The sequence below is a fragment of the Actinocorallia aurea genome (genome assembly GCF_054783995.1).
The window spans coordinates 679,212-705,803 of sequence record NZ_BAAGPQ010000012.1 but is presented as its reverse complement, the minus strand read 5'-3'; the positions used below and the strand labels follow the sequence as shown (position 1 = coordinate 705,803).

The window sequence follows — 26,592 nt, the reverse complement described above, 5'->3', positions numbered from 1 at the left end:
CTCCCTTTCGTGTGCTGACGGGTGCGGGCGTCAGGGGGTGCGGTCGTTCGCGTTGTATCGGGTCGGTAAGTGCTTACGTGCATCATGCACCCCAGTGGTGCGCGGCGGAAATGCGAGGTGCCCGCAGAACAGGCAAAATGTCCTGGCAAGCCTTGTTCGCGATCTTCCCTAGGAGCCCCCATGGCCGACCCCGTCATCACCGACGCCCCCGAACGCGAACGGTTCGAGATCCATCTCGACGGCGCCCTGGCCGGGTTCGCCGAGTACATGCGCGGCCCGTCCCTCGTCGTCTACCCGCACACCGTCGTGCACCGCGAGTACGAGGGCCGCGGCCTCGGCTCGGCCCTGGCCCGCGCCGTCCTGGACGACGCCCGGGCGCGCGGCCTGAAGGTCCTGCCGACCTGCCCGTTCATCGCCGCCTACATGGTGCGCGTCCCGGAGTACGGCGACCTGCACTACCAGGCCCGCAGCACGGTCGCCGACTGAGCCGCGCGCCGTCCGGCGCGCGGCCGGCCGCTCAGCCCTCGGCCGGGACGGCCGCGGCCGGGGCGATGACCGCCTCGGCCTCCGGCTTGGGCGCGCGCGGGATCGCCAGGACGGTGAGGGCCGCGGCGGCGCCCGTGCAGGCGGCCATGATCAGGACGGTGCGCAGGCCCTGCTCGGACGGCACGGACAGCGGCCCGAGGCGGGTCGTCATGTGGGCCAGGATGACGCCGACGACGGCCGAGCACGTCGAGGTGCCGAGGGATCGGGCCAGGGAGTTCAGGCCGTTGGCCGCGGCGGTCTCCGACAGCGGGACGGCCGCCATGATGAGCGCGGGCATCGAGGCGAACGCGAAGCCCACCCCGATGCTGATCACCAGGGAGAACACCACGACGCCCCACGCCCACGCCATCAGCGGCAGCGCGAGCAGGTAGCCGCCGCTGATGATCAGCGATCCGACGAGCAGGGACGTGCGCGCGCCGCGGCGGCGCGACAGGCGGGCCGCGAAGGGCGAGACGGCCATCATGCCGAGGCCGCCGGGCGCCATCCACAGGCCGGCCTCCGTCATCGACAGGCCGAGCCCGTAGCCGGTCTCCGAGGGGAGCTGGAGGATCTGCGGGGTGATCAGCGACATCCCGTACATGGTGAAGCCGATGAGGACCGAGGCGAGGTTCGTCACCAGGACCTGGCGGCGGGCCGTGGCGCGCAGGTCGACGACGGGGGCGGGCACCCGCAGCTCCCACCAGGCGAACACGGCGAAGGCGAGGGCGGAGAACGCGAGCAGGGCGAGGGTCAGCGGAGCGCTCCAACCCCAGTCGCCGCCCTTGGAGATCGCCAGCAGCAGCGGCAGGAGGCCCGCGGTGAGGCCGAGTGCGCCGGGCAGGTCGAAGCGGCCTCCCGCGCGCAGCGGCGATTCGGGCACGAGGAGGGCGATCAGCACCGTCATGAGGGCGCCCGCGCCGGCCGACACCCAGAACAGGGCCTGCCAGCCGGTGTGCTCGGCGATGACGGACGCGACGGGCAGGCCGAGCGCGCCGCCGACGCCCAGGGAGCTGCTCATCAGCGCCATCGAGGTGCCGAGCCGCTCGGCCGGCAGGACGTCGCGCATGACGGAGATGCCGAGGCCGATGACGGGCAGGCCGAGGCCCTGGAGGGCGCGGCCGATGACGATGGGCCACAGGGAGGCGCCGATCGCGCACACCAGCGATCCCGCGGTGAGCAGGACCGTGCAGGCGAGCAGGACGCGGCGTTTGCCGTAGAGGTCGCCGAGGCGGCCGGCGACGGGGGTGGCGACCGCGCCGGCGAGGAGCGTCGCGGTGATGGCCCAGGAGGCGTTGGCGGCGCTGGTCTGGAGGATGCGGGGCAGTTCCGGCAGGATCGGCACGATCAGCGTCTGCATGAGGGAGACGGTGATCCCCGCTCCGGCCAGGACGGCGACGACGACCTGCGGCCGCGCCGCGGTGGTGGGCTCGCTCAAGGTTGTGCTCCACGAGTGGGGGGATCACGCGGACCGCGCCATCCTATGCACTATGCACATCCGGTCCTTCGGGCGGGGCGGGGGTGGGGGCCGAGGGGGTGCGGGGTCGAAACGCACGGCCCTTCTCCCCTACACTGGGGGCCGCGAAGGGGAGTAGTCCCGGAACACCGGTGCGTCGACATACTGGCCGCGTTGAGCGGCCCGGCCATCGGGCCACCCGGATTCGGGTGGTGGACGAGACCTTCGGCAAGGCATGACCGGCGCCCGCCGTCCGACGGGCGTCTTCGTCGTGCCGGGCCGAACGGTGTCGTCTCCCCCGGAGGATGGCCGCCCGGCCCGGCACCTGCGGAAATGACGGCGCATTTGTCCTTCGATTTCGTGGCGTTGATCACGGCCTTCGGGTTGATCTTCCTCGCCGAGCTCCCCGACAAGACGATGTTCGCGTCCCTGGCGATGGGCACGCGGATGAGGCCCCTTTATGTGTGGTTCGGCACGTCCACGGCGTTCATCGTGCACGTGGCGCTCGCGATCGGCGCGGGCAGCCTGCTGGGCCTTCTGCCCGACCTCCTGGTGAAGCTGGTGTCGGCCGCGCTGTTCGGGTTCGGCGCGTTCCTGCTGCTGCGCGGCGACGGTGAGGGCGACGACGCCGACGAGGCGGGCGGCGGCAAGGTCGTCACCGGGTTCTGGCCGGTGTACACGACGGCGTTCATGGCGGTGTTCATCAGCGAGTGGGGCGATCTCACCCAGATCACCACCGCCAACCTCGCGGCCACCAACCCGGCGCTGCCCACCGCGATCGGCGCCGCCGCGGCTCTGATGAGCGTGTCGGCGCTGGCGCTGGTCGTCGGCAGGTTCATCGCCAAGCGGGTGCCGTTGCAGACCGTGCAGCGGATCGGCGGCGTGTGCATGCTCGGCCTGTGCGTGTGGACCCTCATCGAGGCGTTCGTCTGAGGTGGCGTGGCGGGCGGCCTGCGGGCCGCCCGGTTGCGCTCACGGCAGGGTGAGGATCTGCGGGCCCTCCTCGGTGACGGCGATGGTGTGCTCCACGTGGGCGGCCCGGGAGCCGTCGGCGGTGCGCAGGGTCCAGCCGTCGGGATCGGTGACGTAGCGGTCGGAGCTGCCCGCCATCAGCATCGGCTCGATCGCGAGGGTCAGGCCCGGCTTCAGCGGGTAGCCGCGGCCTGCCTTGCCCCGGTTGGGCACGTGCGGGTCCTCGTGCATGGTGCGGCCGATGCCGTGCCCGCCGAAGTCCCGGGGCATGCCGCAGCCCGCGCTTTCGGCGACGGCGCCGATCGCGGCGGAGATGTCGCCCATCCGGCCGCCCGCGCCCGCCGCGGCGATCCCTGCGTGCAGGGCCTCCTCGGTGCGGGCGATCAGCTCCAGGTCCTGCGGGCGCGGTCGCCCGACGGTGAAGGTGAGGGCGGCGTCTCCCGTCCAGCCGTCCAGGTGGGCGCCGCAGTCGACGCTGACGAGGTCGCCGTCGCGCAGCCGGTAGGCGGTCGGGATGCCGTGCACGATCGCGTCGTTGACCGAGGTGCAGAGGACGGCGGGGAACGGGGTCGGCGCGAACGACGGCCGGTAGCCCAGGAACGGCGAGGACGCGCCCGCCTTGTCGAGGACGGCGCGGGCCGCCTCGTCGAGTTCCAGCAGTGACACGCCCACCGCGGCGGCGTCCTTCGCCGCGGCCAGGGCCAGGGCGACGACGCGCCCGGCCTCGCGCATGCCGGACAGATCGGCTCTGCTCTTCAACTCCACCATGTCGGCTCCCCGCAGACTGGACCAATAGTTATACCGGTATTAGTATCACGTCCATGGTGCGACCTCCCCTGACCCCGCAAGAGCGGATGCGCGGCGAACTCCTCGGCGAGCTCCTGCGCCGAGCCCGCGGCGAACGGCCCATGACCGAGATCGCCGCCCGCGCCGGCATCTCACCCGAGACCCTGCGCAAGATCGAGACGGGCCGCGCCCCCACCCCCGCCTTCTTCACCATCTCGGCGATCGCCGGAGCCCTCGACCTGTCCCTCGACCGGATCGCCGAGATCACCTGCGACACCGCGCAGCCCCGCGCGTCCTGACCCCGCCGCGGCCCGTACCCTGTCCCGGGACCCGCACGAAGGGGGAGCGATGCCGCCGCGCGTCAACGATCTCGGCCAGCCGATCGGCGAGCCGGTGCCCGGCTGGACGCCGCGCCCGCTGCCCGGGCCCGTCGTCCTGCACGGCGCCCGCTGCCGCCTGGAGCCGCTCGACGCCGCCCGGCACGCCGCAGGCCTGTTCGAGGCCTACCGCGCCGCGCCCGACGGCCGCGACTGGACGTACATGACCGTCGGCCCGTTCGAGGACCCCGCCGATTACCGGGCCTGGGCCGAGACCGCCGCCCTCGGCCCCGACCCGCGCCACTACACGGTCGTCGACCAGGGCACCGGCGGTCCCGTCGGCACCCTCGCGCTGATGCGGCAGGACCCGGCCCACGGCGTCATCGAGGTCGGCAGTGTCGCGTTCTCGCCCCTGATGCGCCGCTCGGCCCTGTCGACCGAAGCGCAGTTCCTGCTCATGGCCCACGTCTTCGACGACCTCGGCTACCGCAGGTACGAGTGGAAGTGCGACAGCCTCAACGCCCCCTCACGCGCCGCCGCCCAGCGCCTCGGCTTCACCTTCGAAGGCGTCTTCCGCCAGGCCGTCGTCTACAAGGGCCGCAACCGCGACACCGCCTGGTACTCCATCACCGACACCGAATGGCCCACCCTCAAGCGCGCCTTCACCACCTGGCTCGCCCCCGACAACTTCACCCCTGACGGCCACCAGCTCCACCCCCTCACCGCCCTGCGCCCCCCGCCCGCCACAGTCTGATCCACCAAGCCGCTCATCCGACGATCCGTGCTTGCGGAGATCTTGGCGGAGATCTTGGCGGGGGCCGGGTGTAGCGCGGGGGGACCCCGGCGAGGGAACCGGATATGAGCGACGAGCCGGGCATGCGCGATGAGTTCGGGATCGGGAAGGCAGGGGAGCGCAACCGCGGGCGCGGCCCGAACCGCGGCGGCGGATTCACCTTCCGGCCCGACACCCACCCCACCGCCGGATGGGGCGCCGCCCGCAGCGTCGCCGAGGTCCTCTTCCGCACCCGCGAACCTCTCGCAGGCAGCCGCGCGATCCTCAAGATGAACCACGAGGACGGCGGGTTCGACTGCCCCGGCTGCGCCTGGCCCGACGACCAGCACGGCCTGAAGCTCGACATCTGCGAGAACGGCATCAAGCACGCCACCTGGGAGATGACCCACCACCGGGCCGGACCTGAGTTCTTCGCCGCCCACACCGTCACCGAACTGCGCACCTGGAGCGACCACGCCCTGGAAGCGGCCGGCCGCCTCACCGAGCCCATGGCCTACGACCCCGTCACCGACCGGTACGTCCCGATCGGCTGGGACGAGGCCTTCGCCGTCGTCGGCGACACCCTGCGCGGCCTCGCCTCCCCGGACGAGGCCGCGTTCTACACCTCCGGACGCCTGTCGAACGAGGCGTCGTTCCTCTACCAGCTGTGGGTGCGCGAATACGGCACCAACAACCTGCCCGACTGCTCCAACATGTGCCACGAGGCCAGCGGCGAGGCCCTGCAAGCCTCCATCGGCAGCAACAAGGGCACCGTCGACCTCGACGACTTCGACAAGGCCGAGGCCATCTTCGTCATCGGCGTCAACGCCGCCTCCAACGCGCCTCGGATGCTCACCGCCCTGGCCAAGGCCTACCGGAACGGCGCGCAGCTCGTGCACGTCAACCCCATGGTCGAGGCGGCCTCCCGCAAGACGATCGTGCCGCACGAGTTCGTCGCCATGGGCACCCTGCACGCCACCCCGACCGCCACGATGACGGTCCAGCCGCGCATCGGCGGCGACCAGGCGTTCCTGCGCGGCATCGCCAAAACCCTCTTCGAGATGGCCGAGACCGACCCCGGCGCGCTCGACACCGAGTTCCTCGCCCGCCACACCGACGGCCTCGCCGCCTACCGGCGCGTCGTCGAGGCCACCCCGTGGACGCTGCTCGCCGACGAGTCCGGCGTGCCCGAAGCCGTCATCCGCGCCGCCGCCCGCGTCTACCGGCGCTCGCGGCGGACCATCATCGCCTGGTGCCTCGGCATCACCCAGCAGGAGCACGGCGTCGCCACCATCCGCGAGATCGCCAACGTGCTGCTGCTGCGCGGCAACATCGGCACCGAGGGCGCCGGCGCCTGCCCGATCCGCGGGCACAGCAACGTCCAGGGCAACCGGACCTGCGGCATCGACCACCACCCCGGCGACGACTTCCTCGACCGGCTCGCCCAGGTCTGCGCCATCACCCCGCCCCGCCGCCCCGGCCTGGACGTCGTCGGCACCCTGGCCGCCATGCGCGAGGGCCGCCTCAAGGCCTTCGTCGCGCTCGGCGGGAACTTCGCCCTCGCCGTCCCCGACACCGTCCGCACCGCCGAATGGCTGCGCGGCCTTGATCTGACCGTCCAGGTCAGCACCAAACTCAACCGCAGCCACCTCGAACACGGCAGGCGCGCCCTCATCCTGCCGTGCCTGGGCCGCGCCGAGCGCGACCAGCGGCCCGGCGGCCCGCAGGGCGTCACCGTCGAGGACTCCATGAGCATGGTCCACCTGTCGATCGGCAAACGCGTCCCCGCCTCACCCGACCTGCGCTCCGAACCGGCCATCCTCGCCGGCATGGCCCGCGCGACCCTCCCGCACAGCGCCACCCCGTGGGAGGCCTACGCCGACGACTACGACCGCATCCGCGACACCATGGCCCGCGTCCTGTACGGGTTCGAGGACTTCAACCGGCGGGTACGCCGCCCCCACGGGTTCCGGCTCGCCCAGCCCGCCCGCGAACGCGTCTGGCGCACCCCGAGCGGACGCGCCGAGTTCTCCGACGCGCCGCTGTCGCCGTCGACGCCGCCCGCGGGCCACCTCGTCCTGGCGACGGTCCGCTCCCACGACCAGTGGAACACCACCATCTACACCGACGACGACCGCTACCGGGGCCTGGCGAACCTGCGGACCGTCCTGTTCCTCAACCGCGCCGACATGGCCGAGCAGAACCTCGCCCCGCACTCCCTCATCGACATCACCTCCATCGCCCGCGACGGCACCCGCCGCACCGTCCACGGCTACACGGCCCTGCCCTACGACCTGCCGCGCGGCAGCGCCGTCGGCTACATGCCCGAGCTGAACGTGCTGTGCGCGGCGGGCGACTACAGCTCGCAGAGCGACCAGCCGCTGATGAAGCACCTGCTGATCACCGTGGCGCCGTCACGCCCTCAGACGGTGCGGCCCGCCGCCGTCGAGGACCTCGCCGTCGAGCGCTGACGGCCGTCGCAGGCCGTCGAGGAGAGCGAGGTCGGCGGGGTCCAGGAGAAGGCCGGCCCCGGCGGTCTCGCGCAGCCCGTCGGCGCTCAGGAGCGGGGGCGCGGCCAGGGTCGTGCGGGAGCGGCACAGCAGCCAGGCCAGCGCGACCTGCAGCCGGGTGGCCTCGGCGCGGGCCGCGACGTCGTCCACGACGGCCAGCGCGCGGGCCGGCAGGGCGCCGTCGGCGGGCAGCGGCCGGGAGGCCACGAAGGCGATCCCCTCGTTCTCGCACAGCCGCAGGACGTCATCGTCGCCCGCTGCCAGGTCGAACGCGGCCCGGACCGCTGCCACCGGCCCCAGCGCCGAGGCGTCCGCGACCCGCGCCACGTCGGCGCCGCACAGGCCGAGCCGCCCGATCAGGCCCGCCCGCCGCAGCTCGGCGAGCACCCCGAACGACTCCAGCGGCGCGCCGCCCGCCAGGTACACCAGACCGATCCGATCGGTGCCCAGGACGCGCAGCAGCCCTTCCACCTCGGCCCGCACACCCCCCGGCTCCGCCCCCACCGTCGCGGCCAGGACGACGTCCCGCGGGTACGGGCGCAGCGCCTCCCGCACCAGGCCCGCGGCGGCCCCCACCTCAACGTAGGTGATCCCGAGCCGCAGCGCCCGGCGCAGCAGCGTCCGCGCCCCACCCGCCGAGCCCGCCGAGGACGGCACGACCGCGCCACATCCCATCCGGGTCAGAGCCGGCCCACCCCCCGGACACAACACCCCGAACCGCGCGCCACGCGCCCCGCCACACGACTCAAGCCCCATCCGCCGAGTGTCACCCCCACCCCAGACCCCGCGCCAGCGGTTCGCGTGGACGCGTGGTGAAGATGCATGGCGACGAGGCCGACATCCACGCCGACATCCACGCCGACCTCGTCGAGCGACTGATCCGGGACCAGCTCCCGCAGCTGGCGGTTCTGCCCGGTCGTGAGGGTGGCCTCCGGAGGGACCGTCAACGCGGTCTACCGGCTCGGGGACACGCTGGCCGTTCGGCTGCCGCTCACCGCGAGTGATCGATGAGGCGGCTCATGGCCGGTACGCCGGGGTGCCGTCGCAGGCGGATCGGGAGCAGGTGTTCTACCCGACGGGGGCGGCCAGACGGTTCCGGTCCGCATGTCCGGACGGCGGGATGAGTGGTTCCCGGGGTCGGTCGAGTCGCCCGCAACGGAGGCACCGGTCGGTCGGTTCGCGCCGTCGCTGTGGCCTCCACTTGGTGCCCGGCCCCAACGAATACGTTTGAACGAACTGTTCAATGCAATCCGTTGACAACGAGATGTTTGGACATCAGGATGGGCGCATGGCTTCCACGGAGCAGTCTCCTGACGATCTCTTCACGACACCCGATCCCGGCCGGACCCGCGCCCACCGTGAGGTCGCGGCCCTGTTCCGCATCCGGGACAGGCATGCGGGCGACGCCCGGATGCGCGCTCGCCAGGCACATTCGGATGTCCCTGGCCCGCATGAGGCCGTGCGGCTCGTCGCCTTCCTACTGTCGGGCGCGGCCACGCTCAACGACGATGAACCGGAAGTGGACCACAGCGACCTGGTGGCCGCGCTGACCCTGCTGCCACGCGTGCGCGCCGAGTTCGACGAACTGGAGGCCAGTCTGCTCATGATGGCCCGGGGGCGCGGTATGACCTGGCAGGAGATCGCCTTCGGCCTCGGCTTGGGCACTCCGCAGGCTGCCCGCCAACGCTCCGAACGGCTCGCCGAACGCGCTGCCTCTGATCCCATCGTTGAACGGTAGGCGGGACGAGTCCGACACGTCGGGCACGGCTGGCCGTCGTTGGACGAGGAGCCGGTGCGTGCGGTCCCGGGTGGCCGTCGGCCGGTCCGGCACTGCGGATGCCATGCGTTCCTCCCCGGGCGCGCGGAAGCCCGCCGGGTGGGGTGGGGCAGGATCGACGGGGGGCAGGTCACCAGGCGAGATCGGTGGGCGGCGGGTCGTCCAGGACCACGGCCTTCGAGACGGAGCCCGGGAGCAGGATGGTGCCCCCCGCCTGGACGAGCAGCTCGGGCCCGCCTCGATGCTGGTCGACCTGGACGGCACCGTCCCGCGGCGTCTCGACGGCCGGTTCGCGGTAGGTGACGCCGAGCAGGTCGCCGTTCTTGCGCAGCTCCGCGACCCGCAGGACCGAGACGCCGCCGGCAGGGGCGCCGAGCACCGCGGTGATCCGCTCGCCGTCGGGGGTGAGCCCGGCGCTGAGCAGGTCGCCGGCATGATCCCCGAGCGCCTTGGCGTGCTCGCGCAGCAGAACCGTGGTGTCGGACGGGTCGTAGGTGCGGCTGACCAGCAGTTCACCGCCGTCGTCGCCGCGCTGGAACACCACGACGCCCTGCCCGTCGGGTGTGTAGGCGAGGCTCAGCACCGAGCCGCCGGCGTCCCAGGTGGTCGTGGTGCCGTTCCAGTGGTGGGCGATGCGCTGCCCGCCCGGGACTCCGCATTCGCGGTAGGAGTACGCGATCTCGTCGCCCTTCGCCGTGGTGGCCAGATGGGCAGGGGCGCCGTCGGCCGCCTCGAAGTCGACGTCTTCGGGGTTCCAGGACAGGAACCGCCCGTCGTCGTCGAGGTGGATCGCGTAGACGCGGTAGCGCGCGCAGCCCGGACGAGAGCCTTCGCCCGTCCGGGTCAGGAGGAGGAAGGACCGGGCGGCGGCCGCCCGGTGCTCGGGGACGCCGGTGACCGAGACGTACATCTCGCCGGGGCCGGCCGGCGCGCCGCCGAGCACCTCGCCCGAGGCCGTTCTGCGCGACTCCCAGCGTGCCTCCCGGAACTCCGTCGCGGGGTAGATCGCCACGAAGAACTGCGGGGCCGCACCGATGCCGCCGTCAGCCGAGGCCACCGCGTCAGGGCCGCCAGGGCCGCCGGGGTGGTCCGGCAGCGCGGACGGCGTGAGCATCACGACGGCGGCGGCGAGCGCCGACCACGCCGGGACGACGAACCGCCTCCCGATCCGGCGGCGTGCGGCGGGCAGCGGCCGGGGGCGGTCCTCGACGAGGTCCGCCGTCCCGCGCAGCGCGGCCCTGAGCCTGTCCTCAACGTTCATGGGGCATCCCGCAGTTCTCGTTCGAGCGCCGACAGCGCCCGCGACAGGGTGGACCGGACCGTGGAAGGGCGAACGCGCAACGCCACCGCGATCTCCTCATCGGAGAGGTCGGCGTAGAAGCGCAGTACCAGCACCTCGCGCTTGCGCCGCGGCAGCCGGTGCAGCGCGCGCATCACCGCGCGGTGGTCCTCGCCGAGCATCGCCTCGGACTCCGCCGACCAGACCGGCGGTTCGTACCACTCGGCGTGCCTGCGCGCGAGCCTGCGCCGCCGCAGCACCGACCGGCACCCGTTGAGCACCGCCGCCCGCACGTACGCCAGCAGCTTCGCCTCGTCCCGCAGGACGGGCGCGCTGCGGTGCAGCCGCACGAACACGTCCTGCACGACGTCCTCGGCGGTGACCTCGTCGCCGACGAGCATCATCGCCAGGCGCACGAGCCCCGTCTGCTGCTCGCGGTAGAACGCGGGCAGCCTCTCGCGCTCCGGCACCGCGGCCGCCCACCGGACCACCCGTTCACTCTCCACACAAAGAAGACCCCCACCCCCACGCGTTTGCTGCCTCCCTCGCCCATCTTTCGCGAGAGGACTTCAGCCACCACACACCCTGGGGCGCCCCGCCCACCTCGCCGCACTCGGGACGAGGCGCGGGCGGCGGGGGCCGCCCGCGCGGGGGTCAGGGGGTGAGGGGGCAGCCGTTGGTGAGGTTGCCGAGGAAGGAGTTGGGGTCGTAGTAGTGCTCGACTTCGAGGAGGCGGAGGTCGTCGCTGACGCGGGCGACGCTCATGCCGAACATCTCGATGGTGGCGCCGGTGGGGGCGTGGCCTTTGTATTCGCCGGTGAAAGCGCCCCAATGGCGCCATTTGAAAGCGACGACCGGGGGCGGCGAGAGGACTTCGAGGATCTCCCAGAAAAAGCCCGTCGGAAAAGCGGTGTGGAATACGTCGTGGGACGACTCGAACGTTTCGGCGGCATAGAAGGGGCTGTCGCCGATGAGGATGTTGTAGCTTCCCTCGTCGGCGATCGCCGCCGCGTCGGCCCACGCGCCGCCGTTGACGTTGGTGCGGAACTGCTCGGTCACCATGGACACCCACGTGGCGGGGTCCTTCTTGTAGGACACCTCCATCTCGAAGACCTGGACGATGCTCTCGACCACGGCCTCCAGCGAGTCCGGGGCGGGGATCGCGGTGCGCTGGCCGGGCATCAGCTCGTGTGACAGGTGGTAGTCGGGCGCCTCCCCGTCGCGCCAGTGCTCGGCGGGCGTCGCGGCGATCACTGCCTCACGGCCCCGCAGCCACAGCGGGGTCTCGGGTGTTGCGGTCATTCGTTCGGTCCTTCCAGTGGGCGAAAATGTTTTCTGTCTACTGGTGCGATGACTGTTGCGAAGACAACGTGTGATCATGCCGGTGTCCGCAGATCCGGGCAACCCCTGGCGCATATGTTTCTTGCGCATTTCCTTCGGCGGAACGCTCCACTCCATGGAATCCGTTGAAAAATCAAAAAAGGGCGGCCCCGTCCCCAGAGAACGGAGTCGTCTCACCTCGGGCCGGATCAGGACGGGCGCAGCAGCCGCAGCGTGAAACCCTCACCGGACGGGTCCAAAGGACGCGTCGCCCGCTTGAACAGGTACTCGGCGCGCTCATACGACAGGCGCGACCGCCCCGACTCCGGGCACAGGTCCCGCGGATCGGACGGGGTGCGGGCCGGGCCCGGCCGCCGGTCCGTCAGGAACAGCGGACCGCGCGCACGCGCCCCGACCAGCCCGGGCAGCAGCCGCGCCGTCCCCGACGACCAGGTGATCGCGCCCGCCCGCCGCGCGTGGGCGTCGAGGTCCTCCACGTTCAGCGCCAGCACCGCCCCGACCTGCGCGCCCGACTCGTGCAGCAGCAGCCACAGCGTCCGCTCCCGCACCGAGGCGCCCGGCAGGTCCGCCAGCCGCGCCACCACCGCGCCCGCCAACGGCGCGGCCCTGCCCCGGGCGGCCGGACGCCGCACCAGGCCCGCCGCGAGATCCGGCCGGTCCGCCCACGCCGCGAACGACCGCAGCGCCGCCCTGTGCCGGTTCCACGTCCGGGGCGCGGCCCCGCCCCACGCCGTCGCCATCACCCGCGCGACCGCCTCGGCGTCGAGGCGGTCCAGCGCGAGCGCCTCGCCGAGCGTCCGGCACAGGCGCGCCAGCGTCTGCCCGTAGGAGCGCGCCGTCGCGCCCTCCAGCCCGGAAAGGAACGCCGCCGCCGCGTCGCCCAGCAGCGGTCCGGACGGCGGCGGTGCGGCGGCCCGGCACGCGGCCGCCCTGCGTTCCAGGAACGCCCGCTCCGGGCCGTTGCCCGTCAGCGCCGCCGCCCGCTCGTACTGCACGGCCGCCTCGTCCGTGCGGCCCGCCCGCTCCAGCAGGTCGGCCGTCACCGCGGGCAGCGGATGGTAGTCCTGCAGCGCAGGATCGGCCGCGAGCCCGTCCAGGATCGCCAGCCCCGCCTCAGGGCCGTCGGCCCGGCCGACGGCCACGGCCCGGTTCAGCCGCACGACCGGCGAAGGCAGCAGCGCCTCCAGCATCCCGTACAGCGACGCGATCTTCCGCCAGTCGGTGTCGGCCTCCCCGGACGCCTGCGCGTGGCACACCGCGATCGCCGCCTGCACCAGGTACGGGCCCGGGGGCCCGCCCAGGTCGCGGGCCTTCAGCATCGCGGTGAAGCCCCGCCGGACGAGCAGCGGATCCCACCGGCCGCGGTCCTGCTCGTGCAGCGGCACCGGCGCGCCGTCCGGGCCGACCCGCGCCGCCGACCGCGACGCCTGCAGCTCCATCAGCGCGATCAGGCCGTGCGCCTCGCTCTCGCCCGGGGCGAGCAGCGCCAGGGTCCGGCCGAGCCGCAGCGCCTCGTGCACCAGGTCCGGTCGCATCAGATCCCCGCCGGACGTCGCGGAGTACCCCTCGTTGAACACCAGGTACACCACGCCCAGCACCGAGCGCAGGCGCGCGGTGAACTCCGCGCCTTCCGGCCGGTCGAACCCGACCCCGGCGCGGGCCAGCGCCGTGCGGGCGGCCGCGATCCGGTGGACGACCTCGGGTTCGGTGGTGAGGAACGCCCGCGCGATCTGCGCCGCCGAAAGACCGCCGACCAGCCGGAGAGTGAGCGCGACCCGCTCCCGGGTCGGCAGCACCGGATGGCAGGTGAGCAGCATCAGCCGCAGCACCTCGTCGCCTTCGTCCGGGTCGCCCTCGTGCACGACCTGGGACGCCGCGGCGTCGCCGGCGAGGGCGACCCGGTCGCTGTCGGGCTCGGCGCGGCGCAGCCGCCGCAGGTGGTCCAGGGCCCGGCGCTTGGCGACCGCGGTCAGCCACGCGCCGGGATTGTCCGGAACTCCGGACTCCGGCCAGGTGTTCAGCGCCGCGAGCAGCGCCTCCTGGGCGCAGTCCTCGGCCGCACCGACGTCCCGGACGATCGCCGCCGCGGCGGCGACGATCGTCGCGGACTCCAGCTTCCAGACCGCGTCCAGCCGGGCCCGGACCCCGTCCACCGGGTCAGAAGACCTGGTGGACGGTGCTGCGGCCGTCGCCCACGATCAGGCGGAACCGGCGCGCCAGCTCCAGTGCCTCCTCGTGGGAGGACACCTCGACGAGGGCGAACCCGACCGCGCCCTCCTTGGACTCGGCGAACGGCCCGTCGGTCACGGTGATCTCCTCGCCGAGCGACGACACCACCGTCGGGGCGGGGGCCAGGCCGCCGGTCGCGAGCAGGACGCCCTTGGCCGTCATCTCCTCGACGAACGCGCCCATCTCGGCGAACAGCTTCTCGTCGGGGGCGTTGCTTCCGGCCTCGGACAGCATCAGGTAGCGCATCGGGGTGTTTCCCTTCGTCGTCATGTGTCTTTCACTCGGACGACGCCACCGCGATGTGACAGGGAACGCGCCCGGGGGAACCCGGATCGTACCCCTCAGGAACGGGATCGGGCCCGGCAGCCGGCGAGGCCGTCGACGACCAGGCCCAGGCCGATGCCCAGCAGCCACACGTCCTTGCTGACGGCCATGCCCTCCTGGGTCGGCCAGATGCTGCCCGGCTTGTGCATGCCGGGGGTCCGCCAGTACATGCCGAGCAGCGACGCCGAGAACTTCGACAGCGCCGACCCGGCGACTAGAGCGGGCACGAACGGCGTCAGCAGCAGCGTCCCCGTCGCGATCTCCGCCGCCGCGACGGCCTTCAGGAACTTGCGCGGCGGCACCTTGCCCAGGAAGGGGTAGGCGCTGGCGGCCATCCCGTGCACCCCGGCCGCCTCCTGCTCGCCGCCGCTCCACTTGCCCAGCCCCGAATGCAGAATGTAGGCCCCCGCGGCGATCCGCCCCGGCACGTGCCCCGCCTTCACCGCACACCCCTGCGCATGGCAGTCCCCTCCCGGAAATCCGCGTCTCACCTCCGCGCATACCCCGGCTCGCGCCACGCGAGCGGAACGGTCCGCCCAACACGCCCCCAAGCGGCGTCAGCACGACGGCAGCAGCGCCAGGAGATCCGGGAGCCCGCCCGGAAGATCAAGATCGGCGCGCAGGCCCTTCAGCGCCGCGACGGGACAGCCCGCGGCCCGGCCGGCGGCGATGCCCGGCGCGGAGTCCTCGACGACCAGGCAGCGGGCGGGAGACAGGCCGAGGTCGGCGGCGGCGCGCAGGAACCCCTCGGGATCCGGCTTGCCCCGGCTGATCTCATCGGTGGTCACCAGCAGGGGAGGGACGATCCCGCACGCGCCGAGGCGGGCCTTGGCCAGCCGCTGGTCGGCGCTGGTGACCACCGCCCACGGCATGGCGATCTCGCCCAGACGGGCCAGGAGGTCCAGCGCCCCGGGCGTCGGGACCACATCGTGCAGGTCGTCGTACTGCAGCGCCAACTGGCGGGCGGCCGCCACCGAGACCGCCTCGGCGTCCCAGCCGGGGAACAGGCCCCGGATCGTCACCTCCGACGGGCTGCCGTGCGCCACCTCCAGCACCCGCTCCACCGAGACGCCTTGCTCGGCCGACCACACCGCCCACGACCGCTCCACCGAGGCGTCGGAGTCCACGAGGGTGCCGTCCATGTCGAACAGGATCGCGTCGATCGTCGCCAGGTCCATGGACCCGAGTCTACGAACCGGCGGCGCCGCCCCGCCCGCAAGGCGGCGCCAGAGTCGGACGCGGGTCCGGTCAGACGCGGGTCTGCGGTTCGTAGCCCTCGTCCTGCCCGCCGCGGCCGTCGGCGGGCGCGATGGGCGGGAAGGACGGGCCGGGCGCGTGCTCCTCGGCGAAGTCCGGCTCGTCCTCCTCCTGCGGCAGGCCCAGCGCGGCGCGCCGGTCGGCCATCGTCCGATTGTCCGGTGCGACGTCGGGTGCGACGTCGGGTTCGCCGCCGGCGCCGGGTTCGCGGTCGGGTCCGTGGTCCATGGCGGCCTAGACGCGGCGGTCTTCGTGGCCGATGCCGAGGTCCCGCACGACCTCCGGGAGCGCCTGGTAGGACCGGTCCGGCAGGTGCGCCAGCCGGTCCACCGCGCCGTCCGGGGCGCCGGACCCGCGCGCGTGCTCGGCCAGCGTCCCCGGGCTCGCCGGGTACTGGACGCCCGCGAGCGCCGCGGCGAACTCGCTGCGCTCCTCGACCTCGCGCGGGGTCAGCCCGGGCGGGGCGCCGCGCCGGTCGTCGAGGGTCGCGGTGGGGTCGCGGCCGGTGTCGGTGTCGATCGGCTCGGGGTCGTCCCAGGGGCGTGCGCGCACGGGGCCGCCGCTGCGGGTCAGGCCCTCGCTCTCGCGGCGCATCTCCTCGTCCAGCCGGGCACCGTGCTTGTTGCCGCTTTTGTCCATGGTCTGCTGCCTTTCTGGGTCAGGGGGCGGCGCGAGGGCGGTGGCGGCGGGACGCGTCATGCTCCTCGGCCGCGCGCACGCCCGCCTCGTCGGCGGTACCGGAATCGGGGGCCGGCCGGGTGACACCGGGCACCCCGGTGCCGCTCACCCCTGGTTTGTCGCGTTCGGAGGGGACCGTGCGGCCGCGTGCGTCCCCGCCGCGGGTGACGGGGGCGAAGAACTTGTCGTGGGTCTCCTCCGGCTCCCATCGCTTGTCCGACTCATCCATATCTCAGCCCTACCCCGCGAATCCCGCCCCCAACGGGAGATCTACCGGCCCCCGCCAAGCCCGAACACAGAACTTGGCCCCGGCGAGGGCTCGGCCGTGACCTGGCGGGCCCTCAGCCCCGCGCGCCCGACCACAGCTCCCGCGCCCGGGACGCCGCCGACGACGGGTGCAGGACCGGCGTCCGGTCGCCCGCCCCCTCGTGGAGGCCCTCGATCAGCTCGGGCAGGGCCGAGGCCGCCGACCGCAGCGCCGTCCAGTGCAGCTCCGCCCGTGCCCGCCCGGTGTCCATGAGCGGCAGGCGCATGACCACGTCGAACAGCTCAGGGCCGATCGGCGCCAGGCGCAGCCGGTAGGCCGCCGCCAGGACCGCCCGCACGGCCCCGGCGCTCATCCGGACCGTGCGCGCGCCCAGGACCGCCGCGATGGCGGGGCCGTCCAGGACGGGCTCGGCCGCGAGGTTGAACGGGCCCCGCACCGGCCGCAGCGCCGCCAGGGCGAACGCCCGCCCGGCGTCGTCGGAGTGCAATGCCTGGAACCGCAGGCCGGGCACGTCCGGGACCACCGGGACGCGGCCGGGCCTGAGCAGCACCGTCGGCAGCAGCGGCCCGGCGAAGATCCGCCGCTGCGCGGACGCGGCCCCGCGGCTGAACACCAGGCCCGGCCGCAGCCGCACCACCCGGATGCCCGGCTGATCGGCCTCGAAGGTGTCCAGCAGCCGCTCCACATAGGCCTTCTCGCGGCTGTAGGCCGAGGTCGGGTAGCCGAACGTCGGCCAGTCCTCGGCCACCCGCCGCTCGGGCGGGCCCGGCGCGTAGGCCGCGACGGACGAGGCGTACACGACCGCGCCGACGCCCGCGCGGGCCGCCGCCTGGAGCACGCGGGTCGTGCCCAGGACGTTCGTGCGCCACGTCGCCACAGGGTCGCGCGCCGGATGGAACGCCCATCCGAGGTGGACGACGGCGCCCGCGCCCGCCAGCAGGCCGTCCAGCCGGTCGGAGGTGATGTCGGCGCGCGCCCAGCCCGCGCCCTCGATCTCCAGGTCGGGTCGGCGCCGTGCGACGCCGAGCAGGGAGGTCACGCCGGGTTCGGCGGCCAGCGCCCGCATGGTGGCCAGCCCGAGGTTGCCCGTGGCGCCGATGACGACGACCCGCATCCCGACCCCCTCCGTTTCGTTACTGAGAGTAATTATGAGCTCTCTCCCCGCCTCCGTGATCGGGAAACGCGGCGAACCGGGACGCATCCCCGGTGCCCGCCGGGCCGGGAGCCCTCTAGGCTTTGGGCGTGGGCGCGCCCCGAGGACGCGACGGGGACCGCCCCGACGGCACCGGGCACGCCGCTGCGGCAGGCGGAGGAGTCAAGCGCATGAAGGGCGTGCACCTGGGCATCGGGATCGCCTCCGGCCTCACCGCGGGGGTGCTGTGCGTCGGCTGCGCCGCCTCCGGCGGGGACGGGCCCCGTCCGGCGCCGTCGGCGAGCGAGGAGGCCGTGCGCGTCGCGGGATCCGGCGGCCCGATCATCGCCTCCGCGCCCTACCTGCACCTGGGCTGGGGCAGTCCGCCCAAGGTCCGCGAGGTCATGGCCGCGACCGGCATCACCGCCTTCACCCTGTCCTTCGCCCTGTCCGACGGCAAGTGCGCGCCCGCGTTCGACGGAGGCCGCCGCCTCAAGGGCGGTGCCGAGGACAGGACCGCCCGGGCGATCAGGGCCGCGGGCGGGCAGGTCCACGTGTCGTTCGGCGGCTGGTCCGGCCGCAAGCTCGGCCCCCGCTGCACCACGCCCGAGGCGTACGCGAAGGCCGTGCAGAAGGTCATCGACGCGCTGGCGCCCACCGCGCTGGACTTCGACATCGAGAACCGGGACGAGTTGCAGAACGCCGCGGTCCAGGACCGCATCCTCAGGGCCATGAAGATCATCAAGGCGGACAACCCCAAGGTCGCGCTCATCCTCACCACGAGCACCGGCAAGAAGGGGCTCGACCAGTGGGGGCAGCGCCTCCTGGACCGCGCCGCCGCCCTGAAGGCGCCCGTCGACAACTACACCGTCATGCCGTTCAACTTCGGCGGCAGCAAGGACATGTACACCGACACCGTCGCCGCCGCCGAGGACCTCAGGAAGCGGCTGATGAAGGCGAACGGCTGGAACGCCGCCACCGCCTACCGCAGGTCCGGCATCTCCGGCATGGGCGGGATCACCGACGACAAGGAGGTCACCACCCCCGCCACCTGGACCCGCATCCGCGACTGGGCGTCCCAGCGCGGCCTCGGCCGGCTGTCGTTCTGGTCGCTCAACCGCGACCGCCCCTGCGCCAAGGGCGGCGACCCCGTCACGAACTGCAGCGGAACCGGCCAGCAGCCCTGGCAGTTCACCAAGATCACCGCAGGGTTCTAGCGGGCCGCGTCCGCCAGCGGGATCCGGACCTCCAGCAGCGCGCCGGCCTCGCTGTCGGCCACCCGGACCGAACCGCCGTGCGCGTGCGCGATCTCCCGGCAGATCGGCAGCCCCAGCCCCGTCCCCGCCGGATCGGCCTTGCGCGCGTCGGCCCGCCGGAAGAACCGCGTGAACACCGCCTCCCGGTCCTCCTCCGGGATCCCCGGGCCGTCGTCGCGCACCCGCAGCACCGCGTGCCCGTCCTCGGCCAGCCCCTCCACGTCGATCCGCGACCGCGCGTGCCGCACCGCGTTCGCCACGAGGTTGTCGACGATCCGCGCCAACCGCACCTCCGACCCCGTCACCACGAGGCCCTCCGCCAGGCGCGCCTCGATCCGCGGTCCGTCGGCGCCCCGGCGCCCCAGGCAGCCCCGCACGACCTCGGCCAGGTCCACCGGCGCGGTCTTCGTCGGCGCCCGCGCGTCCAACCGCGCCAGCTCCAGCAGATCCGCCACGATGTCGCCCAGCCGCTCGGCGTCCAGCAGCGCCGCCCGCAGGATGTCCTGCGGATCGGCCAGCGGATCCTCCAGCGCCACCTGCAACCGGGTCTGCAGGCCGGTGATCGGGCCGCGCAGGTCATGGGAGGTGTCGGCGACGGCCTTGCGCTGCTCCTCCATCTGGGTGCGCAGCCGCTCCGCGTCCTGCGTGTCGCGCTCGCGGGCGCCGTGCAGCCGCAGGTTGTCGGCCTGGAGCTCGGCGGTGCGGGCGAACAGGTCGGCCTCGATGACCTGCATGCGCGCCTCCAGGCCGAACAGGGTGCCGCCCGCCGCCACCGCGGCCCGCCTGCGCACCTGGTCGACGAACGCGGTCGCCTCCTCGACCCGGTGGATCACGTACCTCACCTCGCCGCCCTCACCGATCACGGGCGCGTTCATGCAGCTCCAGTACCGCTCCTCCACGACCCCCTCGGGAGACTCCACGTCGTAGCGCAGCAGCGGCATCACATCGACGCGGCGCTCGGCGACGGTCCGCTCCAGCGACGCCCGCAGCCTGTCCACGCCCTGGTCGGCCGGGCCTCCGGGGAACCGCTGGAAGATCTTCGCGCCGATCAGGTCCGCCCGGGTGCGGCCCGAGGACTTCTCGAACGCGCGGTTGACGGCGAGGAACGTCCCGTCGGGCGCCAGCACGGTCGTGGGGATCGGCATGGCGTCGAAGACCGCGGCGAAATCGACCCCCTCCACATCGACCCCGTCCATGGCCCCTTCCCCTCCCCGGGACGGGTGCGCACCCGTCCGCCCCTGGAGACCTCCCCACTTCCAGGCCACCGCCGCGTCAAGACGGACCCGCGTCGGGACCAAGCCCGCTCGGCGCCGGGCCCGGTCGGCCGGTTTCACCCGCCCACCACGGGAAACCGGACCGGTATGGGCAGAAAGGACACTCCGCGGCGGGCGGGCACCGAACCCGTCACCGCCCGCAGCCCCCTGCGGCTGCGCGCCGTCCTGTCCTCGATCGCGCTGGTCGCCTCGGTCGTCGCCACCGTCGTCTTCGCCCTGCGCGCCATGCACGGCGACGGCCCCGGCGCGGCCCCCTGGGTGATCGCCGCCATCACGGCCGCCACCGCCCTCGTCGCCGCGATCGACCTCGTGGTGATCGGCCGGCGCATGCGCGGCTAGGACGGCCGCGACCTCGGCCTGGCGCGCAGATGCGCCCGCTCGCCCTGGCGGCCGAACAGGGAGAGGATCTCCACGGGCTCGGACCCCGCCGCGCCGAACCAGTGCGGGACGCGCGTGTCGAACTCGGCGGCCTCGCCCGGCGCCAGCACCAGGTCGTGCTCGCCCAGCACGACCCGCAGCCGCCCGCTCAGGACGTACAGCCACTCATAGCCCTCGTGGGTCTGCGGATCGGGCTCGCCCCGCGCCCCGCCCGCGATCACCAGCTTGAAGGCCTGGATGCCGTCGGCCCGGCGCGTCAGCGGCAGCATCGTCATCCCGTTCCGCGACACCGGCCGCAGATGGACCCGCGGATCACCCGTCTCGGGCGCGTCCACCAGCTCGTCCAGGGTGACGCCGTAGGCCCGCGCCAGCGGCAGCAGCAACTCCAGCGTCGGCTTGCGCGCCCCCGACTCCAACCGCGACAGGGTGCTCACCGACACCCCCGTCTCGGCCGCCACCTCCGACAGCGTCTTGTCCCGCTCCCGCCGCAGCACCCGCAACCGAGGCCCCACCGCCCCCAGCGCCCTGTCCAGATCCTCGTCCACCCACCCGAGTCTGCCCTACGCCCGGCACCGCGACCGGTGCCGGGCGCCACGCCAGGGCTCAGCCCAGATCGACGGCCGCGCGCCGGGCCGCCCGGCGGGCACGCAGCCGCGAGCCCGCGAACACCAGGCCGAGACCTGCCCCGTAGATCACGGCGTTGACCAGGGCGTAGCTCCACGCGGGGGAGTCGGGATCGGCGGGGAACGCCGAGCGGTCGCCGCCGACCCACGCCCGCAGCAGCGTCATGGTCTGGAACGTGAACACGAAACCGTGAACGGCGACGTAGGACAGGAACGCGGCAGTCCTGTCGCGCACGGCGAAGCCGAGCAGCAGGGCGACCGGCAGCAGGAGGACTTCCATGAGGGGTCAGCTTTCTGTCGAAGGTGCGAGTGCCCCCGAGTGTGCGGGCCGCGGGCCGGACGGCGCTTCGCGGCTGCCACCGGATCCCGGCTACGTGCCCGCACGGATACCGGCCGGGCCCGGCGGCCGCCATCATGGGGCCATGGCCACCCCCGCGGCCCCGCCCCCGCGCCTTCCCGTCATCGCCCCCGTCGCGGTGTGGGCCGCCTCGGCCGCGATCCAGACCGCCGCGAGCCTGGCCGGTGCCGCCTCTGCCGTCGAGACCGCCGTCGGCGCAGCGGTCGCCTTCCTGCCGCTCGCCCTCGGTGTGCTCGTCGCCCTGCGCGCCCCGCGCACACCGGTCGGGCCCGCGCTGTGCTGGGTGGGCGCCGCCCCCGTCGCGGTCACCGCCCTCGAGAACTGGGACGCCGCCGCGTCCGGCCCCGCGCACTGGCCGCTGCCCGCACCCCTGCACACCGCGGCGCTCGGCTCCTGGATCTGGCACCTCGCGGGATTCGTCGCGCTGTGCCTGGTGTTCCCCGACGGCCTCCCGCCAGGACGCCGCTGGCAGCTTCTGGCACGGGCCGCGCCCTGCGTCGCGGTCGCCGAGACCGTCCTGGTCGGCGTGCTCCGCGGCCACGAGGGGCGGCTCGAAGGCCCGGCCTCCCTGCTCCTGTCGGCCGCGGTGTTCGGGCCGCTCCTCCTCGTCGTCGGCGCGGCCGCGTTGTGCCCGGCGCTGCGCCACCGCCGCGCCGGGCCGCGTGAGCGCGCCCAACTGAGGTGGCTGGTCCTCGGCGCGGGCAGCGTGCCCGTCCTGCTCGTGGGAGGCTGGTACGCCGAGGAACTCGGCGCTCCTCCCGTCGCCGCCTACACGTGGTTCCTGCTGGCGATCCTCGTGGCTGTGCCCGCCGCGGTCGCCGTCGCGGTCCTGCGCCACGACCTGTTCGACATCGACCGCCTCCTCAGCGGTTCCCTGGCCTGGCTGGCGACCACCGCGGTGTCCGCGGCGCTCTTCACGGCGGTGGTCCTGGCCGCGGGACGGCTGCTCGGGTCGGACGGCCCGGGCGGCGCCGCGGGCGGCGCGTTCGCCACCGCCCTGCTCCTGCTCCCACTGCACCGCAGGATCGACGCGCGGGTCGGCAGGATCGTCGACCGCGACCGCTACGTGACGCGCGCCGAGATCGGCAGGTTCACCGCGGCCGTGCGCGACGGCGCCGCCGAACCCGAACAGGTCCGCGACGTCCTCGCCCGCACCCTGGACGACCCGGACCTGCGCCTGCTCGTCGCCCTGCCCGGCGGCCGGGTCCGCGACCCGGCCGAGCCCGCCGGCGACCACCCCGCCCCGCACGGGCCCGGCGTCCTGCCGCTGCGCGGAGGCGGCACCGACGTCGGCTGGATCGTCTGCGGCGACACCGGCGCGCGCGCTCTGCGCCGCGCCGCCGACGCCGCCCGCTGGGCGCGCCTGCCCATCGAGGTGGCGCGGCTGCGCCTGGAGTCGCGCGAGGCGCTGGAGGACGCGCGCGCCAGCCGCGCCCGCATCGTCGAGGCCGCCGCCCAGGAGCGCCGCGTCCTGGAAAGAGACCTGCACGACGGAGCCCAGCAGCAGATCGTCGCCGTCGGAATGCGGCTGCGCTCCCTGCAGCGGAGGCTCCCGGACTCCGTCCACGGCGACGTCGACGAGATCGTCGCCGCCCTGGAGGCGACGATCGCCGAACTCCGCCGCCTCGCCCACGGCATCCGGCCCGTCCGCCTCGACGACGGCCTGCCCGCCGCCCTGCACGGCCTCCTCGCCGACGCGCCCCTCCCCGTCACCCTGCGCGTCGCCGACCCGCCCGTCAGCGAGGTCCTGGCCACGACCGTCTACTTCGCCGTCGCCGAGTCCTACGCCAACGTGCTCAAGCACGCCCGCGCCGACAGCGTCGCGATCAGCGTCGCGATGGACGCCGACGGGGCGCTCCGCGTGGAGGTCCGCGACGACGGCGCGGGCGGCGCCGGCACCGGACCCGTCTCGGTACGCGACCGCGTCGCCTCGGTGGGCGGCACCATGGAGGTGGACAGCCCGCCCGGCGGCGGCACGACGGTCAAGGTGGTGATCCCCGATGCGGCTGGTCGTGGCCGATGACTCGGTCCTGTTCCGGGAGGGCCTGATCCGGCTCCTGCGCGAGGCGGGCCACGAGGTCGCCGCAGGCGTCGGCGACGCCCCCGCCCTGCACGCCGCCGTCGCCGAGCACCTCCCGGACCTCGCCCTGATCGACGTGCGGATGCCGCCGACGATGACCGACGACGGAGCCGTCGCCGCGGCCGCGCTGCGCGCCGACCACCCCGGGCTGCCGATCGTGCTGCTGTCCCAGCACGTGGAGACACGCCACACCGTTCCCCTCGTGGCCACCGGCGGGTTCGGCTACCTGCTGAAGGACCGCGTCCTGCGCGTCGCGGACTTCCTCGACGCGCTCCGGCGGGTCGCCGACGGCGGCTCGGCCTTGGACCCCGAGATCGTCGCGGCGCTGCTGGCCCCCGCGCACGGCGGCCTCGCCGCGCTGTCGGCGCGGGAACGGGAGGTGCTGGGGCTGGTCGCCGAAGGGCACACCAACGCCGGAGTGGCCGCGCGGCTCCACCTGGCGGAGCGGACGGTGGAGACCCACATGCGCTCCATCCTCACCAAACTGGGCCTGGACGAGGGCTCCGGCCACCGCAGGGTCCAAGCGGTCCTGGCCTACCTGTCCGGCGAGCGGCACGGGGCGTGAGAGGCATGGGGCTTGAGCGGGGCCGTCTCGGGGCATGACGAACATCGGAACGAAAAGTCCCGCTAAGGGCGGTCGTCGCTGGGAGCTCGTTTCAGAGTTGCTTTCATAGCTGTGAGCTGGGCGTTCGCGGCGTGTGGGGTGTGGTGGGGCGGGTGGGTGCGTAACAGTTCGATCTTCGGGCCGGGCGGGTGCTCGGGTGCGCTCTACTTTCTGGGCTTATGCCTGTTGAGTTCTTGAGTGATGTCGAGGCGGCTGCGTATGGCCGGTTCTCGGGGGTTCCGTCGCGGGCGGAGCTGGAGCGGTTCTTCTTCCTGGATGATGCGGACCGGGCGCTGGTCTCTGAGCGGCGTGGTGCGCCCAACCGCTTGGGGTGGGCGTTGCAGGTGTGCACGGCCCGGTTCGTGGGCCGGTTCCTGACCGATCCGCTGGAGGTCCCGCCCGAGGTCGTGGCGTATGTGGCCGGGCAGCTGGGGATCGGGGACGTCTCGCTGTTCCAGCGGTACGCCGAGCGGCGGGCAACGCCGTTCGAGCATCAGGACAAGATCCGCCAGGCCTATGGGCTGCGTGAGTTCGGGGAGGTGGAGGCCGAGTTCACCGCGTGGGTGGACGCGCGGGCGTGGACGACGGGCAACGGCAAGAAGCTCCTGTTCCACGAAGGGGTGGTGTGGCTGCGGGAGCGGAAGGTCCTGCTGCCGGGGGTCTCGACGCTGGCGCGGCTGGTGGCGTGGGTACGGGACGAGGCGACCGACCGGCTGCACCAGGCGCTCTACGGGGTGCTGACGTCGCGGCAGCGGGCGGTGCTGGAACTGCTGCTGGAGGTGCCGGACGGCCGCCGGGCCTCTGATCTGGAGCGGTGGCGCAGGGGCCTGTCGGTGCCGTCGGGCCGGAACATGGAGAAGGCACTGGAGCGGGCGGGGGAGATCCTGTCGGTGGGTGCGGGGCAGCTGGTGCTGCCACCGGAGGTGCCGTACCGCAGGGTCGTGTCGATCTACACCGGCGAAGTCCGCGCCCACGACGTCCTGCGCATGATCCAGCGCGACGGCACCCCCACCCCGCTCGGAGACGCCATCGCCCACTACGGCCGCATCTTCAAAACCCTCCACATCCTCACCTACGCCGTCGAAGAGCCCTACCGGCGCGACATCAAGGGCATCCGCAACCTCCAGGAGAGCCGCCACGCCCTCGCGAGCAGGATCTTCCACGGCAAGAAGGGCGAGCTCTACTACAAGGGCATGGAAGACCAGCTCGGCGCGCTCGGCCTCGTCCTGAACTGCGTCACCCTGTGGAACACCTTCTACATCGACACCGCCCTCGCAGAGCTCAAGAGGCAGGGCTACCCGGTGCGCGACGAAGATGTGGCCCGGCTGTCGCCGTTCGTCCGCGCGCACATCAACGTCAACGGCACCTACTCCTTCACCCGGCCCGACCTCGGTCCCACCGGGATCCGCCCGCTGCGCGACCCCGGCCAGGATGATGAGGGTGAGGACTAAGGCTGCGGGGCAACGGTCAGCGGCGTGATGTTCCGTGTCCTCCCACGTGAGGGGAGGACACGGTGGAGGGGCTCAGAGTTCTGGCTCCTTGGAGGCTTTGGACAGGGCCTTGAGGTCGGCGAAGCGGATGATCGTGCCTCCTGCGCCCCAGGTGCCTTCGGCTTGCTTGTGGATCAGTACCCACACCCGCAAGGCATGGTCCGGGCTGGCCCGGCGGCCTTCAGCACGATCTGGGTGGCTTCGGGGCTTGAGCTGCAACCGAACGGACGGCGTTAGCGGGTCGGCAGCGAGGTGTCTGCAGGCGGGCGTGCTTCGCGGGCCGGTGGCGTCCGCAGTTGTGGTGACGGTGTGCGGTTCGCGGAAGTGGCCATTTCTGCGAGAGGGCGGTCAGGCGGTCGTGGTCAGGGCCGTGCGCACGGTGGTGAGGATCTCTTCGGACAGGGGGGAGCCTTGGGTGGCGCGGGCGAGGATGAGTGCGCCGATCATCGTGCTGAGCCGGGTGAGGCCGTCCTCGTCGTCGGTGGCCAGGAACGCGGCGAAGTCGCGGACTCCCTGGGTGTAGACGCGTCGGGCCTCGCGGTCGCCCGTGGCGCGGGCCATGTCGGAGGCGAGCGCGGCGGCGGGGCAGCCGTCCGCGGGGCCGTCGCGGTGCTCGGTGGACAGGTAGGTGCTGATCAGCGCCCGCTGGGCGGCGTCGCGCTGCCCTTCGTGCTGCTCCAGGCCGTCGGTGTGGATCCGGGTGAGCTCGCCGAAGGCGTGGGCGGTGGCCTCGTCGATCAGCGCCTCCTTGGAGGGGAACTGCTTGTAGAAGCCGCCGTGGGTCAGGCCGGCCGCCTTCATGAGGTCGGCCACGCTGACGTGGGTGCCCTGCTCCCGGAAAAGCCGGGAGGAGGTCTCCACGACCCGTCGGCGGTTCTCCTCCGCCTGTGCCTGCGATACGCGGCCCAT

Annotated in this window: 29 protein-coding genes; 11 read left to right on the top strand and 18 right to left on the bottom strand. The window is 73.5% G+C overall.

Annotated elements, in window-relative coordinates; all coding sequences use genetic code 11:
* Window positions 1–180 precede the first annotated feature (180 nt).
* Complete coding sequence (locus ACYVOM_RS15830) at window positions 181–486, top strand: GNAT family N-acetyltransferase (RefSeq protein ID WP_460304121.1); 306 nt, start codon at window positions 181–183, stop codon at window positions 484–486.
* Between the two features lie 31 nt (window positions 487–517).
* On the opposite strand, the gene ACYVOM_RS15825 is transcribed toward ACYVOM_RS15830, so the two are convergent.
* On the bottom strand, window positions 518–1,960 hold the full coding sequence (locus ACYVOM_RS15825) for an MFS transporter (protein ID WP_460304120.1): 1,443 nt from the start codon (window positions 1,958–1,960) through the stop codon (window positions 518–520).
* A gap of 378 nt (window positions 1,961–2,338) precedes the next feature.
* On the opposite strand from ACYVOM_RS15825, the gene ACYVOM_RS15820 reads away from it, so the two are divergent.
* Window positions 2,339–2,911: a TMEM165/GDT1 family protein gene (locus ACYVOM_RS15820; RefSeq protein ID WP_460304119.1), complete on the top strand. Its 573-nt coding sequence runs from the start codon at window positions 2,339–2,341 to the stop codon at window positions 2,909–2,911.
* A 39-nt stretch (window positions 2,912–2,950) separates the two neighbouring features.
* Here ACYVOM_RS15820 and map read toward each other — a convergent pair whose 3' ends face one another.
* Window positions 2,951–3,718 (bottom strand): type I methionyl aminopeptidase, encoded by a 768-nt coding sequence (map, locus tag ACYVOM_RS15815; RefSeq protein ID WP_460304118.1) that lies wholly within the window; start codon window positions 3,716–3,718, stop codon window positions 2,951–2,953.
* A gap of 53 nt (window positions 3,719–3,771) precedes the next feature.
* Here map and ACYVOM_RS15810 point away from each other — a divergent pair, with 53 nt between their 5' ends.
* From ACYVOM_RS15810 to ACYVOM_RS15800, 3 genes are all read left to right on the top strand, one after another.
* The gene (locus ACYVOM_RS15810) at window positions 3,772–4,035 is read left to right on the top strand and encodes a helix-turn-helix domain-containing protein (protein ID WP_460304117.1); all 264 of its coding nucleotides are present in this window, start codon (window positions 3,772–3,774) and stop codon (window positions 4,033–4,035) included.
* Window positions 4,036–4,084: 49 nt separating this feature from the next.
* Entirely contained in the window at window positions 4,085–4,807 is a 723-nt protein-coding gene (locus tag ACYVOM_RS15805; RefSeq protein ID WP_460304116.1) for a GNAT family N-acetyltransferase, read from the top strand.
* Between the two features lie 104 nt (window positions 4,808–4,911).
* A complete protein-coding gene (locus ACYVOM_RS15800) occupies window positions 4,912–7,296 on the top strand; it encodes an FdhF/YdeP family oxidoreductase (RefSeq protein WP_460304115.1) in 2,385 nt (794 codons plus the stop codon).
* Here ACYVOM_RS15800 and ACYVOM_RS15795 read toward each other — a convergent pair.
* Window positions 7,240–8,010 carry an aldo/keto reductase gene (locus ACYVOM_RS15795; RefSeq protein ID WP_460304114.1) on the bottom strand — a complete coding sequence of 257 codons (771 nt, stop codon included), beginning with the start codon at window positions 8,008–8,010 and terminating at the stop codon, window positions 7,240–7,242. The two genes, ACYVOM_RS15800 and ACYVOM_RS15795, sit on opposite strands and share 57 nt — an antisense overlap.
* A gap of 613 nt (window positions 8,011–8,623) precedes the next feature.
* Between ACYVOM_RS15795 and ACYVOM_RS15790 the strand changes: the two genes are divergently transcribed.
* Window positions 8,624–9,073 carry a DNA-binding protein gene (locus tag ACYVOM_RS15790; protein ID WP_460304113.1) on the top strand — a complete coding sequence of 150 codons (450 nt, stop codon included), beginning with the start codon at window positions 8,624–8,626 and terminating at the stop codon, window positions 9,071–9,073.
* Window positions 9,074–9,242: 169 nt separating this feature from the next.
* Here the strand turns inward: ACYVOM_RS15790 and ACYVOM_RS15785 are convergent, their stop codons facing one another.
* From ACYVOM_RS15785 to ACYVOM_RS15735, 11 genes are all read right to left on the bottom strand, one after another.
* Window positions 9,243–10,373 carry a hypothetical protein gene (locus ACYVOM_RS15785; protein WP_460304112.1) on the bottom strand — a complete coding sequence of 377 codons (1,131 nt, stop codon included), beginning with the start codon at window positions 10,371–10,373 and terminating at the stop codon, window positions 9,243–9,245.
* Window positions 10,370–10,897 carry an RNA polymerase sigma factor gene (locus ACYVOM_RS15780; protein WP_460304111.1) on the bottom strand — a complete coding sequence of 176 codons (528 nt, stop codon included), beginning with the start codon at window positions 10,895–10,897 and terminating at the stop codon, window positions 10,370–10,372. The genes ACYVOM_RS15785 and ACYVOM_RS15780 overlap by 4 nt, the downstream gene beginning before the upstream one ends.
* A 148-nt stretch (window positions 10,898–11,045) precedes the next feature.
* Complete coding sequence (locus ACYVOM_RS15775) at window positions 11,046–11,693, bottom strand: hypothetical protein (RefSeq protein WP_460304110.1); 648 nt, start codon at window positions 11,691–11,693, stop codon at window positions 11,046–11,048.
* A gap of 227 nt (window positions 11,694–11,920) precedes the next feature.
* Window positions 11,921–13,885 carry a DUF6596 domain-containing protein gene (locus ACYVOM_RS15770; protein WP_460304109.1) on the bottom strand — a complete coding sequence of 655 codons (1,965 nt, stop codon included), beginning with the start codon at window positions 13,883–13,885 and terminating at the stop codon, window positions 11,921–11,923.
* A 4-nt stretch (window positions 13,886–13,889) separates the two neighbouring features.
* Window positions 13,890–14,231, bottom strand: coding sequence for a YciI family protein (locus ACYVOM_RS15765; protein ID WP_460304108.1), 342 nt, complete (start codon window positions 14,229–14,231; stop codon window positions 13,890–13,892).
* A gap of 71 nt (window positions 14,232–14,302) precedes the next feature.
* Window positions 14,303–14,728: a hypothetical protein gene (locus tag ACYVOM_RS15760; RefSeq protein WP_460304107.1), complete on the bottom strand. Its 426-nt coding sequence runs from the start codon at window positions 14,726–14,728 to the stop codon at window positions 14,303–14,305.
* A 114-nt stretch (window positions 14,729–14,842) separates the two neighbouring features.
* Window positions 14,843–15,463, bottom strand: coding sequence for an HAD-IA family hydrolase (locus tag ACYVOM_RS15755; protein WP_460304106.1), 621 nt, complete (start codon window positions 15,461–15,463; stop codon window positions 14,843–14,845).
* Between the two features lie 70 nt (window positions 15,464–15,533).
* The gene (locus tag ACYVOM_RS15750; protein WP_460304105.1) at window positions 15,534–15,770 is read right to left on the bottom strand and encodes a hypothetical protein; all 237 of its coding nucleotides are present in this window, start codon (window positions 15,768–15,770) and stop codon (window positions 15,534–15,536) included.
* 6 nt (window positions 15,771–15,776) lie between these two features.
* Complete coding sequence (locus ACYVOM_RS15745) at window positions 15,777–16,241, bottom strand: DUF2795 domain-containing protein (RefSeq protein ID WP_460304104.1); 465 nt, start codon at window positions 16,239–16,241, stop codon at window positions 15,777–15,779.
* A complete protein-coding gene (locus tag ACYVOM_RS15740; RefSeq protein ID WP_460304103.1) occupies window positions 16,201–16,449 on the bottom strand; it encodes a hypothetical protein in 249 nt (82 codons plus the stop codon). The genes ACYVOM_RS15745 and ACYVOM_RS15740 overlap by 41 nt, the downstream gene beginning before the upstream one ends.
* Before the next feature lie 112 nt (window positions 16,450–16,561).
* Window positions 16,562–17,602, bottom strand: a complete 1,041-nt coding sequence (locus ACYVOM_RS15735) for an NAD-dependent epimerase/dehydratase family protein (RefSeq protein WP_460304102.1) — start codon at window positions 17,600–17,602, stop codon at window positions 16,562–16,564.
* Window positions 17,603–17,811: 209 nt separating this feature from the next.
* Here ACYVOM_RS15735 and ACYVOM_RS15730 point away from each other — a divergent pair, with 209 nt between their 5' ends.
* Complete coding sequence (locus ACYVOM_RS15730) at window positions 17,812–18,837, top strand: chitinase (protein WP_460304101.1); 1,026 nt, start codon at window positions 17,812–17,814, stop codon at window positions 18,835–18,837.
* Here the strand turns inward: ACYVOM_RS15730 and ACYVOM_RS15725 are convergent.
* Entirely contained in the window at window positions 18,834–20,072 is a 1,239-nt protein-coding gene (locus ACYVOM_RS15725; protein ID WP_460304100.1) for a sensor histidine kinase, read from the bottom strand. The two genes, ACYVOM_RS15730 and ACYVOM_RS15725, sit on opposite strands and share 4 nt — an antisense overlap.
* Before the next feature lie 165 nt (window positions 20,073–20,237).
* Here ACYVOM_RS15725 and ACYVOM_RS15720 point away from each other — a divergent pair, with 165 nt between their 5' ends.
* A complete protein-coding gene (locus tag ACYVOM_RS15720) occupies window positions 20,238–20,489 on the top strand; it encodes a DUF6343 family protein (protein ID WP_460304099.1) in 252 nt (83 codons plus the stop codon).
* Here the strand turns inward: ACYVOM_RS15720 and ACYVOM_RS15715 are convergent.
* Both ACYVOM_RS15715 and ACYVOM_RS15710 read right to left on the bottom strand, forming a co-directional pair.
* Window positions 20,486–21,073: a helix-turn-helix domain-containing protein gene (locus ACYVOM_RS15715; RefSeq protein WP_460304098.1), complete on the bottom strand. Its 588-nt coding sequence runs from the start codon at window positions 21,071–21,073 to the stop codon at window positions 20,486–20,488. The genes ACYVOM_RS15720 and ACYVOM_RS15715 overlap by 4 nt on opposite strands.
* A gap of 58 nt (window positions 21,074–21,131) precedes the next feature.
* Complete coding sequence (locus ACYVOM_RS15710; RefSeq protein ID WP_460304097.1) at window positions 21,132–21,431, bottom strand: hypothetical protein; 300 nt, start codon at window positions 21,429–21,431, stop codon at window positions 21,132–21,134.
* Between the two features lie 142 nt (window positions 21,432–21,573).
* Between ACYVOM_RS15710 and ACYVOM_RS15705 the strand changes: the two genes are divergently transcribed.
* The 3 genes from ACYVOM_RS15705 (at window position 21,574) to ACYVOM_RS15695 (ending at window position 25,644) form a co-directional block, all read left to right on the top strand.
* Window positions 21,574–23,532: a histidine kinase gene (locus ACYVOM_RS15705; RefSeq protein ID WP_460304096.1), complete on the top strand. Its 1,959-nt coding sequence runs from the start codon at window positions 21,574–21,576 to the stop codon at window positions 23,530–23,532.
* Window positions 23,510–24,154, top strand: coding sequence for a response regulator transcription factor (locus ACYVOM_RS15700; RefSeq protein ID WP_460304095.1), 645 nt, complete (start codon window positions 23,510–23,512; stop codon window positions 24,152–24,154). Before ACYVOM_RS15705 ends, ACYVOM_RS15700 begins: the two co-directional genes overlap by 23 nt.
* Before the next feature lie 218 nt (window positions 24,155–24,372).
* A complete protein-coding gene (locus ACYVOM_RS15695) occupies window positions 24,373–25,644 on the top strand; it encodes a DUF4158 domain-containing protein (RefSeq protein ID WP_460304094.1) in 1,272 nt (423 codons plus the stop codon).
* Between the two features lie 387 nt (window positions 25,645–26,031).
* Here the strand turns inward: ACYVOM_RS15695 and ACYVOM_RS15690 are convergent, their stop codons facing one another.
* Entirely contained in the window at window positions 26,032–26,592 is a 561-nt protein-coding gene (locus tag ACYVOM_RS15690; protein ID WP_460304093.1) for a TetR/AcrR family transcriptional regulator, read from the bottom strand.